The organism is Pseudomonas sp. Sample_10 (assembly GCF_004321495.1).
GTDB lineage: Bacteria > Pseudomonadota > Gammaproteobacteria > Pseudomonadales > Pseudomonadaceae > Aquipseudomonas.
Genome location: NZ_RCOE01000195.1, coordinates 12,176 through 25,896, shown reverse-complemented (window position 1 = coordinate 25,896; position 13,721 = coordinate 12,176). Strand labels below are relative to the sequence as shown.

Sequence of the window (13,721 nt, the reverse complement as noted above, 5' to 3'; positions counted from 1 at the left end):
TATTTTTCAGCATTTTTTATAGAGGCACGGGATTACATGGAAATCGGTCTGCGCGAGTGGCTGATCGTCATCGGCATTATTGTCATTGCCGGTATTCTTTTTGATGGCTGGCGCCGGATGCGCGGCGGCAAGGGAAAATTGAAATTCCGTCTTGATCGAAGTCTGTCCAATCTTCCGGACGAAGACACCAGCGCCGAGTTGTTGGGTCCGCCCCGTGTGCTGGATTCCCACAAGGAACCGCAACTGGACGAACACGACTTGCCTTCGGTGAGCATGCCGGCACGTGAACCGCGTGAGTCGGGCTCCAAACGCGGCAAGCGTAGTCATGGCGAGCCGGCTCAGGGCGACATGAACCTCAGCCTGGATCTGGACGGCGGACCGAGCTTCAGCAGTCGTGACGACGATTTTCCGGATGACACCAAACCCTCTCCATCGGTCAGCGAGAAAGAGCAGCCCCAGGCTGAAGAAGTGCTGGTGATCAGTGTCATTTGCCGCGACGCAGCAGGTTTCAAAGGACCGGCGTTGTTGCAGAACATCCTCGAAAGCGGCCTGCGTTTTGGCGAGATGGACATCTTCCATCGTCACGAAAGCATGGCGGGCAACGGCGAGGTGCTGTTCTCCATGGCCAACGCGGTCAAGCCAGGTGTGTTCGATCTGGACGACATCGACCACTTCAGCACTCCGGCGGTAAGTTTCTTCCTCGGATTGCCAGGCCCGCGTCATCCCAAGCAAGCCTTTGACGTGATGGTGGCTGCAGCGCGCAAACTGTCGCAAGAGCTGAACGGCGAATTGAAAGACGATCAGCGCAGCGTGCTGACCGCCCAGACGATCGAGCATTATCGTCAGCGTATCGTCGAGTTCGAGCGCCGCGCCCTGACCCAGAAGCGCTGATATTGAATGGACGGGGCAGGCTTCTGTGACACAGGAGCTTGTTGTGGAGAGGGAGCAAGCTCCCTCGCCACAATGTCCATAGCCTTGAGCTACTGTACTTAGAAAATTGAGCAGCCTCGGCTGCTCTTTTGCTTTATGAGAGAACACCCATGACTGCCGCCAAAAACCGCATTCTAGAGCTGCGTACCGAGCTGGATCAGCACAACTATCGCTATCACGTGCTGGACGAGCCGAGCATTCCGGACGCCGAGTACGATCGGTTGTTTCACGAGCTCAAGGACCTGGAAGCCGCTCATCCAGAGCTGGTGACCAGTGACTCGCCAACCCAGCGAGTGGGCAGCGCGGCGTTGTCGGCATTCACTCAGGTGCGCCATGAAGTGCCGATGCTCAGCCTTGGCAACGCGTTCGAAGAAACCGACATGCGCGAGTTCGATCGACGGGTCACCGAGGGTCTGGATCTGCCGGTTGGCGATCTGTTCGGTGGCGGCGCGGCGGTGGAGTACAGCTGCGAACCCAAACTCGATGGCCTGGCGGTGAGCCTTCTGTATCAGGACGGCGTACTGGTGCGTGGTGCCACGCGCGGCGACGGCACCACTGGCGAAGACATCAGTGTCAACGTGCGCACTGTGCGCAACATTCCGCTGAAGTTGCACGGCACTGGGTGGCCGGCGACGCTGGAAGTGCGCGGTGAAGTGTTCATGTCCAAGGCCGGGTTCGAGCGGCTTAACGCCACGCAACTGGAGGTGGGCGGCAAGACTTTCGCCAACCCGCGCAACGCGGCGGCGGGCAGTCTGCGACAGCTGGATTCGAAAATCACCGCCAACCGGCCACTGGAGTTCTGCTGCTACGGCATTGGCCAGGTGTCGGCGGACATTGCCGATACACACATCGGCAATCTGCAACAGCTCAAGGTCTGGGGCTTGCCGATCAGCCATGAGCTGAAGCGGGCGAACGGGATCGATGAGTGCCTGGCGTATTACCGCGATATCGGTGAGCGTCGCAATGCGTTGCCTTATGAAATCGACGGTGTGGTGTTCAAGGTCAATAGCATCGCTTCACAGCGGGAACTGGGTTTCCGCGCCCGCGAACCGCGCTGGGCCATCGCCCATAAATTCCCGGCCATGGAAGAACTCACCGAGTTGCTCGACGTGGAATTCCAGGTCGGTCGTACCGGCGCCGTGACGCCGGTGGCGCGACTGAAACCGGTCAAGGTTGCCGGCGTCACCGTCGCCAACGCGACGCTGCACAACATGGATGAAGTGGCACGCCTGGGGTTGATGATCGGTGATACGGTGATCATCCGCCGAGCGGGTGATGTGATTCCGCAAGTGGTGCAGGTAGTGCTCGAACGCCGTCCGGATAACGCCCGGCCGGTGCAGATTCCCGAGCAATGCCCGGTCTGTGGTTCCCACGTCGAGCGTACGCAACTGGTCAAGCGCAGCAAGGGCCGCGAGACAGTCAGCGAAGGCGCGGTGTACCGCTGCGTCGGTCGACTGGCCTGTGGCGCGCAACTCAAGCAGGCGATCATCCACTTCGTCTCGCGACGGGCGATGGACATCGAGGGTTTGGGCGACAAGAGTGTCGAGCAACTGGTGGACGAAGGGTTGGTCAGTTCACCGGCCGATCTGTATGCCCTGAAGTTCGACGACATCGTCGATCTGGAAGGCTTTGCCGAGGTGTCGAGCAACAAACTGCTCAGTGCCATCACCGACAGCAAGACGCCGGGGCTGGCGCGGTTCATCTATGCCCTCGGGATTCCCGATGTCGGCGAAGAGACGGCCAAGGTCCTGGCGCGTTCCCTCGGTTCGTTGGAGCGGGTGCAGCAGGCATTGCCACAAGTGCTCACGTATTTGCCGGATGTCGGGCTGGAAGTGGCCCACGAGATCCACAGCTTCTTCGAGGATGCCCATAACCGGCAAGTGATCACAGCTTTGCTCAAGCACGGGCTGCAGATCCAGGATCAGGGCGAACTCGGCGCCGAGTTCGCCGCCAGCACCACCCTGGGCGGTTTCCTCGACAAGCTGCACATTCCTTCGGTGGGGCCGGGCGGGGCGCAGAAACTGGCCGAGAAATTCGGCTCGCTGCAAGCGGTCATCGGTGCCGATTGGCTGGATATGCGTCAGGCGTTGCCGGAGAAGCAGGCCAATTCGGTTCGGGAGTTTTTTACCATCGAGGCAAATCGTCGACTCGCCGAAGCGGCTGAAAAACAGCTGGCCGATTTCGGCATGCACTGGCGCAGCGAAAAGAAAATCGTCGAAGGCCTGCCATTGGCTGGGCAAACCTGGGTGCTCACCGGCTCGCTGGAGCTGATGAGTCGCGATGTGGCCAAGGACAAACTCGAAAGCCTTGGTGCCAAGGTGGCGGGTTCCGTGTCCGCCAAGACCCATTGCGTAGTGGCGGGGCCGGGCGCCGGTTCGAAGTTGACCAAGGCCAATGAGCTGGGCTTGAAGGTGCTGGATGAAGAGGCGTTTGTTGAAACATTGCGCGGGTTCGGCAAGGTGGACTGAGCAGCAATATAAACTGTAGGGGCCGTCCCGCCGCCGCGCTGTGATCGTTCCCACGCTCCGCGTGGGAATGCCCCAGCGGACGCTCCGCGTTCGGGCGCTGAAGGGTGGGGCGCGGAGTGTCCTGGCCTGAGTTCCCACGCAGAGCGTGGGAACGATCCAGTGTCCGCAATGATCTAGTCTTGGCAAGCCCCAGGGAGAGATCGCCATGTACCGCTTCTTCGAACAGCTCAGCTCACGCATCGCGGCGCCCTTCATGGGGGAGAGTTCGCGCAACAGCAAGATCTGGCCGTGTCGATGCGGGCAGTCGCTGTTCTTTCGCAATAGCCAGTGCCTGGCCTGTTCGGCGGCGCTGGGCTATCAGCCGCAGGAGAGCCGTCTGTCATCGTTGCAGCCCGCCGATCAGCCGGATAGCTGGTGGCTTGATGCCGATCCCGCAGCCGGTTTGTTTCGTCGTTGCGCCAACCTTGATTCCCCGGCAGCGTGCAATTGGCTGCTGCCTGCCAATGACCACGATGTGTTGTGCATCGCGTGTAGCCTGAATCGCACCATTCCCGATTTATCGATAGCCGAAAACCATGAGCGCTGGCGCAAGATGGAAACCGCCAAGCGGCGGCTGGTCGCGCAATTGGTCAGCCTGGGGTTGCAGGTGATACCCAAGACGGTCGATGAAGAAACCGGTCTGGCCTTCGATTTCATTGGCGTCGACCTCGAAGGCAAGTCGCCCACCACCGGTCACGCCAATGGCCTGATCACCCTCGACATCGAAGAAGCTGACGATGCTCATCGCGAGCAGATGCGGGTACAGCTACACGAACCCTATCGCACATTGCTCGGGCATTTTCGTCACGAAGTCGGGCATTACTACTGGGACCGTCTGATCGCCAATAGTGATTGGCTGCAAGCGTTCCGCGGCTTGTTCGGTGATGAGCGTGCCAGCTACACCGACGCCCTTGAACGACATTATCAGCAGGGCGCACCGCTTGATTGGCAGCAATCCTGTGTCAGTGCCTATGCCACCATGCATCCTTGGGAGGACTGGGCTGAAACCTGGGCGCATTACCTGCACATGATGGATGCAGTCGATACGGCACTGGGGTTCGGCATGAGTGCGCGGGAAATGGACCTCGATTATCAGCCGTTTCCGATCGATACCCTTTACGATCCGCAGCATCCCGGTGGGGCGGCGTTTCTCTCTTTCGTCAATGCCTGGATCGAACTGGCCGGCATGCTCAATGAACTGTCGCGCAGCATGGGCCAGCCGGATTTTTACCCTTTCGTGCTGCCGCCGACGGTGATCGCCAAGCTGCACTTCATTCATCTGGTCATCCAGGGCGAGGGCGGCAGGGCGGACGAAGTGGTGCAGGACCTGTAGAGCGAGCAGGCTCGCGCCTGCATAAGCCGATTTTCACCATTCGCGCATGTCTTTGACCGGCCTCATATTTTTAATCCGCCGCAACGGTTGTAACTTCGTCTGAGATAGGTACAATGGCGCGGCTCGCCGTCAGGTGAGCGTCGTTATGGTGACCCCATCGGTCCCCCCGCAACGATTACCCGTGAACCTGGTCAGATCCGGAAGGAAGCAGCCACAGCGGGAACATTGTGTGCCGGGGTGTGGCTGGTGGGGTTGCCTCCATAACGCAGCGCGAATCCTCTGTCGCGTTATCCTGTTCAAATACATTCACTGTGCTGCCATGGATTTTGTCCATAGCGGTTTTTTGTCGTTTTCGATTTGGCTGACGCTGTAAAAACATCAGATGATTTGCATCATACTGCGCCATGATCGATCACCTTGCCTTGCAATATGCGATGCATCTCGTAGAATCGCCGCCGGAAACCGGCACTTGGTGACCGGTTCCCGGAAGATCGATCAAGACAACAAAGCCGACATGGCGTCTACTCACAGGGTTGCGTGAGTCCTTTAGCAGCGCTGATATTGCGCGAATGATCCGCGCTAATTTGCTGCTCCACCGCCGCCAATGTAAGCAACAGCGAGTCTGACTCATGGATGAGAAGTACCGCAGGGCCGTGGATGCCGCCGCGATTTTTTCCGAGACCGATCTGACCGGCCGGATAACCCACGTCAACGACCAATTTTGCGCCATTTCCGGGTATAGCCGGGAAGAACTGCTGGGGCAAAATCATCGGCTGCTCAATTCCGGCACCCATTCGACCGAGTTTTTCGCCGGCATGTGGCGCACCATCGCCATGGGCAATGTGTGGAAAGGCGAAATCTGCAATCGCGCCAAAAATGGCAGCCTGTATTGGGTAGAAAGCACGATGGTGCCGGTCCTCGATGAAGACACCGGTCGGGTCGAGCGTTATTTGTCGATCCGCTTCGATATCAGCGAGAAGCGCCAACTGCTGCATACCCTGCAATGGCGGGTTGGGCACGATGTGTTGACGGGACTGCCCAATCGCGCGTTTCTGTCGGACCTGCTTGATCAGGCGCTGGAGTTTTCGCGACAGGAAAACACTCCGCTGGCGGTGTGCATGCTCGACCTCGACGGTTTCAAGGCTGTCAACGATGGTTACGGGCATGCCAGCGGCGATCTTTTGCTGGTTGAAGTGGCCAAACGATTGCGCGGTATCGTCCGTGCCGAAGATGTCGTGGCGCGGCTGGCGGGTGACGAGTTTGTCCTGGTGTTGCGTTACGTGCGCGATCTGCCGGAATTGAATGCGGCATTGAATCGGGTGCTGGGCACGATCTCGGCGCCATACACATTGCGCGGTAAGGAAATCAATGTGTATGCCAGTATCGGCGTCACGCTGTATCCCCATGACAATGCCGATGCCGAAACCCTGTTGCGTCATGCCGATCAAGCCATGTACGTGGCCAAGCAAAGCGGGCGCAAGCGTTTTCATTTGTTCGATGTGTCCCGGGATCGGGAGGTCAAGGCTACTCACCAGACCGTCGAGCGGGTGCGCCAGGCACTGATCAATCATGAATTACGTCTGCACTTCCAGCCCAAGGTCAACATGCGACGCGGCGAGGTTGTCGGCTTCGAGGCATTGCTGCGCTGGAAGCACCCGCAAAACGGCATGATGACTGCCCGGGAGTTTTTGCCTTTGGTCGAGGAAACGGATCTGATCGTCGACATTGGTGAGTGGGTGATGGATCAGGTGCTGTTGCAGCTGGAGGTCTGGCAGCTGCAGGGGTATGACTGGCCGGTCAGCGTGAACATCGCGGCGCGGCATTTCCAGCGCGCGGATTTTGTCGGCCGGCTTGAAAGCGCGTTGGCCCGGCATGGGCGAGTGCCTGCGCAAAGACTGGATCTGGAAATCGTCGAGTCGGTGGCCATCGAGAATATTCAGCACGTCAGCGCCTGCTTGCAGGCCTGTCAGGCGCTGGGCGTGCAGTTTTCGTTGGGTGATTTCGGCACCGGTTTCTCATCCTTCAGCTACCTCAAACGGTTGCACACACAAACGATCAAGATCGATAAATCGTTTGTCAGGGATATCCTGCATGACGGTGACGATCTGGCCCTGACCACTGCAGTAATCAGCCTGGCGAAGGCATTTGGTCGACAGGTGATTGCCGAGGGGCTGGAAAGTGTCGAACACGGTGAGTTACTGCTGCGGCTGGGGTGCGAGGTGGCGCAGGGGTATTTCATTGCGCGCCCCATGCCGGCCACCGACGTGCCGGGCTGGGTGGCAGGCTACGTCGCACCGTCGCAATGGCGGGCGCTGGCGCCTGCCGGCTAAGGCTTGCCTCCGATATAAAGCCGAATGATGTCATCGATTTCCCCGGACATTTTCATCCGCACCAACGTGCGCAGAATTCGCTGCACCGGCACGTCCGGGTCGTTGCGTACGTAGCAGCCGACACGCTGCTCCTGCAATACCGCCACACTCAGTAATTGTTGCTGTGGCAGCAGGCGCTGGTTGAACCAGTCCAGCGTCCATTGGTTGCTGACCGCGTAGCGGTTGCGTCCGGCCTGGAGTTTCTCCAGCACCTGTTCCTGATTGCGCGCGTCATCGCGGTGCAGGCGCTTTGCGTCGAACAGCGGTTGCAAAGTCGGGTAGCTATAGCCCAGAACCGTACCGATCGATTGTGGCGACAGACTCGCCGCGATGACCGGATCGGGTTGGGCGGGGCGGCTGATCAGCAGGTCAGGTTGCGTCCAGAGTGGAATGCTCCAGATGTAGTCGCCGGATTGATTGGGTAACCACGATTGTGCGGCATAGCAGCGGACATCGACCTCGCCGTGTTCCATCGCGTTTTGCACCCGGCCCCGGGGCAATACAACAAACCTGGCCGGTACGCCGACCTGGGTCGCAAGGCTGAGCATCACGTCATAAAGAATGCCTTGTGTGGGCCGGCCGTGCTCAAGCTGCACCATCGGCATCGCCCAGCTGTCGGGCACCACAAAGCGCAACGGCGCGTCCGCAGCCGCACTGTCCAGGCTGATCAACAGCAGTGCCCCCAAGGCCAACCGCATAAACGCTCCAACAATCACCGCAAATTGCAGCTTAACCAGATTAGACGAGCGCACCGGATGCATTTTTGCCCTTGCTCCGCTAGCATTAGCCGCTTCTGCTTCCTTCGCTGCGACGGTTTTCGATGAGTTATCAGGTTCTTGCACGTAAATGGCGTCCGCGCTCGTTCCGCGAAATGGTCGGCCAGACCCATGTGCTCAAGGCTCTGATCAATGCCTTGGACAGCCAGCGGCTGCACCACGCCTACTTGTTCACCGGTACGCGCGGGGTCGGCAAGACCACCATCGCGCGGATTATCGCCAAATGCCTGAACTGTGAAACAGGTATTACTTCATCGCCGTGTGGCGAGTGTTCGGTGTGCCGGGAGATCGATGAGGGCCGGTTTGTCGACCTGATCGAGATCGACGCCGCGAGCCGGACCAAGGTCGAGGATACACGCGAACTGCTCGACAACGTGCAGTACGCCCCGAGCCGCGGGCGCTTCAAGGTCTACCTGATCGACGAAGTGCACATGCTCTCCAGCCATTCCTTCAATGCGCTGCTCAAAACCCTTGAAGAGCCGCCACCCTACGTCAAGTTCATCCTGGCCACCACCGACCCGCAGAAACTTCCTGCAACGATTCTTTCGCGGTGCCTGCAGTTCTCCCTGAAGAACATGACCCCGGAACGGGTGGTCGAGCATTTGACCCACGTGCTCAGTGTCGAAAACGTGCCGTTCGAAGACGACGCGTTGTGGTTGCTGGGGCGTGCCGCCGATGGTTCGATGCGCGACGCCATGAGCCTGACCGACCAGGCGATTGCCTTCGGCGAGGGCAAGGTCATGGCCGCCGATGTGCGGGCGATGCTTGGAACTCTCGATCATGGTCAGGTCTACGACGTCCTGCATGCGTTGATCGAAGGTGACGCCAAGGCCTTGCTCGAAGCGGTCCGCCACTTGGCCGAACAAGGCCCGGACTGGAATGGCGTGCTGTCGGAAATTCTCAATGTGCTGCACCGTGTCGCCATCGCCCAGGCCCTGCCCGAAGGCGTCGACAATGGTCACGGCGACCGTGACCGGGTACTGGCTTTGGCGCAGGCGCTGCCGGCTGAGGATGTGCAGTTCTACTACCAGATGGGCCTGATCGGCCGCCGCGATTTGCCGCTGGCGCCGGATCCCCGCGGCGGGTTTGAAATGGTGCTGCTGCGGATGCTCGCGTTCCGACCGGCAGACACTGTGGATGCCCCGAGGCAACCGCTAAAGCCAGTGGGGATCAGCCAGGCCACAGTTGATTCCGCACATTCAGTGGCTGCCGCGCCGGTTGTTGCGCCGGTAGTCGCTGCGGCAGTGACACCGACACCCGTTGCGCCCATCGCGCCAGATGCAGATGCGGCTGCGGTTGTGGCTCCGGCACCAGAGCCCGAACCTGAGCCGGTTGCATCGGTTGTCGAGCCTGAGCCTGCGGTCGATGCGGCCGTGGTCGAAGATGTGGTCGATCTGCCGTGGAACGATCCGGTCGAGCCTGCTCCGGCTCAGCAGCCAGCGGTCGAGCCTGTACTGGAAACCACCAGCGAACAGCCCGAGTTGCCACCGATGCCGTTGCCGACGCCTGACAGTGTGGTGCCGGATGCGCCTGAATGGGCCGCTACGCCAATTCCGGAACCATCTGTGGCAGAGGTCGATGCCGCGACGCCAGGCATGGACATCGACGACGAGCCGCCGCTCGATGAGGACTACATCGAGCCGGACATGGATTCGGCTTACAGTTATCTCGACGAACTGGCCAGCGAGCATGCCGCCGAGCCCGCACCGGAACCCGAACCTGAGCCCGCAGCGGCACCGGCCACAGGCCTTGCCCTGCAGTGGCTGGAGCTGTTCCCTAAGCTGGCGATCTCCGGCATGACTGGCAGCATCGCTGCTAACTGCACGCTGATCGCCGTGGATGGCGACAACTGGCTGTTGCACCTGGACCCGGCTCACAGTGCCTTGTTCAATGCCACGCAACAGCGCCGGCTCAACGATGCCCTGAACCAGTATCACGGGCGCACCCTTACCCTGACCATGGAACTGATCAAGCCCGAGCAGGAAACCCCGGCCCAGGCGGCGTCCCGTCGTCGTGCCGACCGTCAGCGCGAGGCCGAGGAGTCGATCCACGGTGATCCGTTCATCCAGCAAATGATGCAGCAGTTCGGTGCAGTGATCCGTAACGATACTATTGAACCTGTCGAAGCTCTGGTCAGTCAGGGCTAATAACTGAGGGCGTTCGGCCGTCAGGGCCGGGCGCTGTTTTTATCCAAGTACTTTTGAGGTGATTCCCATGATGAAAGGTGGCATGGCCGGCCTGATGAAGCAGGCGCAGCAGATGCAGGAAAAAATGGCCAAGATGCAGGAAGAGCTGGCCAACGCCGAAGTCACCGGTAAAGCCGGTGGCGATATGGTCACCGTGGTGATGACCGGTCGTCATGACGTCAAGCGCGTGACCATTGACCCAAGCATGGTCGAAGGCCTGAGCGAAGACGATCGCGAGATGCTGGAGGCAGTGTTCGCCGCAGCCGTCAACGATGCGGTGCGCAAGATCGAAGCCAACAGCCAGGACAAGATGTCCGGCATGACCGCAGGCATGCAACTGCCGCCGGGCATGAAGCTGCCGTTCTGATTCGCCTTTGGGCGATAGATGAGCTACAAAAAATGCCAGGCATCGCGCCTGGCATTTTTGTTTTCGGCTTGTTTTCATGAGGTGTCTGGCAGGACTTCATCGCGGCAGAACTGAGATACATCGAACGCCATACCCGCACAAAGGTCTGCTCCCTATATCCCCCAACTCATTGATCAAAGGAGACGCTGACATGTCCGATCCCATGACGCTCAACCAACGTATCGTCCTGGCCTCACGCCCGGTAGGCGCACCGACGCCGGAAAACTTCCGTCTGGAGCGTGTCGCGCTGCCCGAGCTTGCCGACGGTCAGGTACTGCTCAAGACCCTTTACCTTTCGCTGGACCCTTACATGCGCGGACGCATGAGCGACGCTCCGTCCTACGCCGCCCCCGTGGAAATCGGCGACGTGATGACCGGTGGCGCTGTCAGCCGGGTCGAGCGCTCGCTCAATCCCAAGTTTCAGGAAGGCGATCTGGTGGTTGGCGCCACGGGTTGGCAAAGTCACAGCATCAATGACGGTCGCGGCATCATTCCAGTCCCGAACGGCTTGCCGAGCCCATCCATGGCCCTGGGGGTGTTGGGTATGCCCGGCATGACTGCTTACATGGGCTTGATGGATATCGGGCAGCCCAAGGCCGGTGAAACCCTGGTGGTTGCGGCGGCTTCCGGCGCGGTGGGGTCGGTGGTTGGCCAGGTGGCGAAGATCAAAGGCCTGCGCGTGGTCGGCGTGGCCGGCGGTGCGGACAAATGCCGCTATGTGGTCGAGGAGTTGGGCTTCGATGCCTGCATCGACCACAAGAGCGCGAGTTTCGCCGATGAACTGGCCCAGGCGTGTCCCGATGGCATCGATATCTACTACGAAAATGTCGGTGGCAAGGTGTTCGATGCTGTGGTGCCGTTGCTCAATCCCAAGGCGCGGATTCCGCTGTGTGGCCTGATTGCCTCGTACAATGCCAGCGAAGCGCCGAGCGGGCCGGATCGTCTGCCGCTGTTGCAGCGTACGCTGCTGACCAAGCGCGTACGCATTCAGGGTTTTATCGTGTTCGACGACTATGGCGATCGGCAGCCGGAATTCATCAGTGCGATGGCGCCGTGGGTGCGTGATGGCAAGGTGAAATTCCGTGAAGACGTAGTCGACGGCCTGGAGAACGCACCGCAAGCGTTCATCGGTCTGCTGGAAGGACGCAACTTCGGCAAACTGGTGGTGCGCGTTGCACAGGGCGCGTAATTGACAACGTGATTTGACGCTAATCAGAGGCGCGGGTATAAACCGCGTCTCGTTGTTTTGTCGGACTTTTTCCTCATGAGCTTCAGCCCCTTGATTCGCCAACTGATCGATGCCCTGCGAATTTTGCCAGGCGTAGGTCAGAAAACCGCCCAGCGCATGGCGTTGCAGTTGCTCGAACGTGATCGCAGTGGCGGATCGCGATTGGCGCTGGCCCTGAGTCAGGCCATGGAAGGGGTCGGTCATTGCCGTTTGTGCCGCACACTGACCGAGGATGACCTCTGTCCGCAATGCGCCGATACCCGCCGCGACGATACGCTGTTGTGCGTCGTGGAAGGGCCGATGGATGTCTACGCCGTGGAACAGACCGGTTTCCGCGGCCGCTACTTTGTACTTAAGGGGCATCTGTCGCCCCTTGATGGCCTGGGGCCGGAAGCCATCGGCATTCCGCAGTTGATGGCGCGGATCGAAGAGGCTGGCAGCTTTACCGAAGTCATTCTCGCGACCAATCCGACGGTAGAAGGCGAAGCCACGGCCCACTACATCGCACAGTTGCTCAGCAGCAAAGGCCTGATCGCCTCGCGTATCGCCCATGGCGTACCGCTGGGTGGCGAGCTGGAATTGGTGGATGGCGGGACGCTGGCGCATTCGTTTGCGGGGCGTAAGCCCATTGTCTTTTAGCGGCTCAAGCGACGTCTTCGCGGGCTAGCCGTGATCCTCCAGGACAAAACCGGTAGGAGCGAGGCTTGCCCGCGAAAGCCGCGCCCAGATCTCCCTGATATACACAATCCTGTTGAAAACCAAGCAAGCGCTCGGTTAACTTCGCTGAACCCTTCAGTGGAGTTCGCCGATGTCTGCCTTTCAGGAATACTTCGACCCCAGCCACCAATTGGTCCGCGACAGCGTCAGACGTTTCGTCGAGCGCGAGATTCTTCCGGACATCGACCAGTGGGAAGAAGCCGAAAGCTTTCCCCGTGAGCTTTATCTGAAGGCTGGTACGGCCGGGATTCTCGGCATTGGATACCCTGAGCGTTACGGTGGCAGTCACGAGGGCGACCTGTTCGCCAAGGTCGCCGCCAGCGAGGAACTGATGCGTTGCGGCTCCGGTGGCCTGGTGGCGGGGCTCGGTTCTCTGGACATCGGCCTGCCGCCCATACTCAAGTGGGCCACACCTGAAATCCGTGACCGAGTGGTGCCGCAGGTACTGGCCGGGGAAAAGATCAGCGCCTTGGCTGTCACCGAACCCGGCGGCGGCTCCGACGTCGCCAATCTGCAAACCCGCGCCGTGCGTGAGGGTGATGTTTACCGGGTCAGCGGCAGCAAAACCTTCATCACCAGCGGTGTCCGTGCCGATTACTACACCGTGGCCGTGCGTACCGGAGCGCCGGGTTTCGCCGGTATCAGCCTGTTGCTGATCGAGAAGGGCACTCCCGGTTTCACTGTGGGGCGGCAGTTGAAGAAAATGGGTTGGTGGGCGTCAGACACGGCCGAACTGTTCTTCGACGATTGCCGTGTACCTGTAGGCAATCTGATCGGCGCCGAGAACATGGGCTTCGCCTGCATCATGGGCAACTTTCAGAGCGAACGCCTGGCACTGGCCCTGATGGCCAACATGACCGCGCAACTGGCGCTCGAGGAAAGTCTGAAGTGGGCGCGGGCGCGTGAGGCTTTCGGCAAACCGATCGGCAAGTTCCAGGTGATCAAGCACCGCCTCGCCGAGATGGCCACGCAGCTTGAGGTTTCACGGGAGTTCACTTACCGGCAAGCAGCGAAAATGGCCGCGGGGCAGAGTGTGATCAAGGAGATTTCCATGGCCAAGAATTTTGCCACCGACACGGCGGATCGAATCACCACCGATGCGGTGCAGATTCTGGGCGGATTGGGTTACATGCGCGAAAGTCTGGTGGAGCGGCTGTATCGGGATAACCGGATTCTGTCGATTGGCGGCGGGACGCGCGAAGTGATGAACGAGATCATCAGCAAGCAGATGGGGTTATAGGCGGTCGTGTGGCCGATGACGCCATCGCT

General features: G+C 59.9%; 10 protein-coding genes and 1 other RNA gene. 10 read left to right on the top strand and 1 reads right to left on the bottom strand.

Translation table 11 applies throughout. The annotated features are described in order from the left end of the window. The first annotated feature begins 36 nt into the window (after positions 1-36). The 5 genes from zipA (at position 37) to D8U18_RS19195 (ending at position 7,100) form a co-directional block, all read left to right on the top strand. Entirely contained in the window at positions 37-891 is an 855-nt protein-coding gene (gene zipA, locus D8U18_RS19215; protein ID WP_056856981.1) for a cell division protein ZipA, read from the top strand. 149 nt (positions 892-1,040) lie between these two features. Further along, entirely contained in the window at positions 1,041-3,398 is a 2,358-nt protein-coding gene (gene ligA, locus D8U18_RS19210; RefSeq protein ID WP_131108178.1) for an NAD-dependent DNA ligase LigA, read from the top strand. Between the two features lie 205 nt (positions 3,399-3,603). Continuing rightward, on the top strand, positions 3,604-4,770 hold the full coding sequence (locus D8U18_RS19205) for a putative zinc-binding metallopeptidase (protein ID WP_131108177.1): 1,167 nt from the start codon (positions 3,604-3,606) through the stop codon (positions 4,768-4,770). 155 nt (positions 4,771-4,925) lie between these two features. Then, positions 4,926-5,022: signal recognition particle sRNA small type (gene ffs, locus D8U18_RS19200), an RNA gene on the top strand. A gap of 377 nt (positions 5,023-5,399) precedes the next feature. After that, a complete protein-coding gene (locus D8U18_RS19195; protein WP_130908420.1) occupies positions 5,400-7,100 on the top strand; it encodes a GGDEF and EAL domain-containing protein in 1,701 nt (566 codons plus the stop codon). Here D8U18_RS19195 and D8U18_RS19190 read toward each other — a convergent pair. Continuing rightward, on the bottom strand, positions 7,097-7,837 hold the full coding sequence (locus D8U18_RS19190; RefSeq protein WP_130931686.1) for a transporter substrate-binding domain-containing protein: 741 nt from the start codon (positions 7,835-7,837) through the stop codon (positions 7,097-7,099). The two genes, D8U18_RS19195 and D8U18_RS19190, sit on opposite strands and share 4 nt — an antisense overlap. 122 nt (positions 7,838-7,959) lie before the next feature. Between D8U18_RS19190 and dnaX the strand changes: the two genes are divergently transcribed. From dnaX to D8U18_RS19165, 5 genes are all read left to right on the top strand, one after another. Beyond that, the gene (dnaX, locus tag D8U18_RS19185; protein WP_131108176.1) at positions 7,960-10,062 is read left to right on the top strand and encodes a DNA polymerase III subunit gamma/tau; all 2,103 of its coding nucleotides are present in this window, start codon (positions 7,960-7,962) and stop codon (positions 10,060-10,062) included. Between the two features lie 67 nt (positions 10,063-10,129). After that, on the top strand, positions 10,130-10,468 hold the full coding sequence (locus D8U18_RS19180; RefSeq protein ID WP_056856987.1) for a YbaB/EbfC family nucleoid-associated protein: 339 nt from the start codon (positions 10,130-10,132) through the stop codon (positions 10,466-10,468). A gap of 190 nt (positions 10,469-10,658) precedes the next feature. Beyond that, a complete protein-coding gene (locus tag D8U18_RS19175; RefSeq protein WP_130906158.1) occupies positions 10,659-11,696 on the top strand; it encodes an NADP-dependent oxidoreductase in 1,038 nt (345 codons plus the stop codon). A gap of 75 nt (positions 11,697-11,771) precedes the next feature. Beyond that, a complete protein-coding gene (gene recR, locus D8U18_RS19170) occupies positions 11,772-12,374 on the top strand; it encodes a recombination mediator RecR (protein WP_130906159.1) in 603 nt (200 codons plus the stop codon). Between the two features lie 169 nt (positions 12,375-12,543). Then, complete coding sequence (locus tag D8U18_RS19165) at positions 12,544-13,692, top strand: acyl-CoA dehydrogenase family protein (protein ID WP_131108175.1); 1,149 nt, start codon at positions 12,544-12,546, stop codon at positions 13,690-13,692. Positions 13,693-13,721: the final 29 nt, after the last annotated feature.